This is a genomic window from Microcoleus sp. A6-C6 (assembly GCF_036705955.1).
Lineage (GTDB): Bacteria > Cyanobacteriota > Cyanobacteriia > Cyanobacteriales > Microcoleaceae > Microcoleus.
Genome location: NZ_JAUBVR010000190.1, coordinates 1 through 1309, shown reverse-complemented (window position 1 = coordinate 1309; position 1309 = coordinate 1). Strand labels below are relative to the sequence as shown.

Below are 1309 nucleotides of genomic sequence, written 5' to 3'. Positions count from 1 at the left end.
TCTTCTCCTAATGCCGTTCTCAGTCTGACGTTTCCTCCGTCTATACTCAATGCTTTTACTTGCTCGGTAGCTTCAGCGGTAGTGCCCTGAAGGAAAGGATCGGAGCAAGCTATAATTAGAGAAGTGTTTGCCATAGAGTGATATGACATTAGAAATTAATTCTTGCCCTAATTGTGGCTCAAAAGAAGTTAGTCGGAACGGTAAGACTAGGCAGCACAAACAAAATTATAAATGCCGAGAATGTGGTCGTCAATTTGTTTTAAATCCGGGATGGAAACCTATTACAAAAGAACAAAAGGAATTAATGTCACGGATGCTACTTGAACGTATTTCTCAGGCGGGAATTGCTCGGGTACTACAAGTGTCAGAAGATACAGTGCAGCGATACGTTAATAGCCAAGCGGCGACTGTTAAGAAGCAAGTGGAGGTGACTCCCAAGGAAAAAAAGCGCTTGAGTGTTCAGATGGATGAGTTATGGTCATTCGTTGATAGTAAAGGAAATCAGCAGTGGGTCTGGCTGGCATTGGATGCACAGACTAGGGAAATTGTTGGTGTACATATTGGAGATCGTAGCGCAGTATCGGCTCAAGCTTTATGGAATTCAAGGCCACCAGTATACCGTCAATGTGCAGTAATTTATACCGATCATTGGAGTGCTTATGATTCTGTATTGCCCAGTAAGCGTCATCGCGCCGTGTAGATAAAGATAGTGGTTTTACTAGCTATATCGAGCGCTTCAACTGTACTATTCGACAACGAGTATCTCGACTGGTAAGAAAAAGCTTAGCCTTCTCTAAAAAATTAGAAAATCATATTGCTGCTATTTGGCGCTTTGTGCATCATTATAATGCTAATTTACAACTTTAGATGCCTGTTTTAATTTGAATCCGGTTTTGTTATCCGATCCTTTCCTTCAGGGCACTACCGCTTCAGCTTCAGGAAATTTATAACGCTCTAATAGCCGATGTTGTGTACTGTGAGGCACATAAATTCCTGTTAACATTTTTAAGTCTTTCTCAGCATTGGCAAATGATTCATTTCCCACTAATAATAAACAACATTTTTCCAGGTAAGGACTCAAACGACTCCCCTTATTTACTCCCAGCTTTTGGGCTTGCTTACTCGATAGAGTTATTTCTCCTACGCAAGTCTTTATGGTTCTTTTTCTCCCCGAAGCAGTTCCTCCTGCTGAGTTAAAAAAAAACTGCTAATTTCTGGTGCTACTGTCTCAACCAGGGGGAACGCATCTTATTGAACACTGTTCATCAGTGATGAGTATATTTTAAGATAAATTCACCATTGTTAGAAG

General features: G+C 40.8%; 1 protein-coding gene. It reads left to right on the top strand.

What is annotated here, in order from left to right:
- The first annotated feature begins 142 nt into the window (after positions 1-142).
- Positions 143-867, top strand: a protein-coding gene (locus tag QUB52_RS29140; RefSeq protein WP_332976354.1) for an IS1 family transposase whose coding sequence is annotated in 2 segments (ribosomal slippage) — positions 143-694 and positions 697-867 — 723 coding nt in all. Because the reading frame shifts where the segments join, the coding sequence is not laid out codon by codon here.
- The last annotated feature ends 442 nt before the right edge of the window (positions 868-1309 follow it).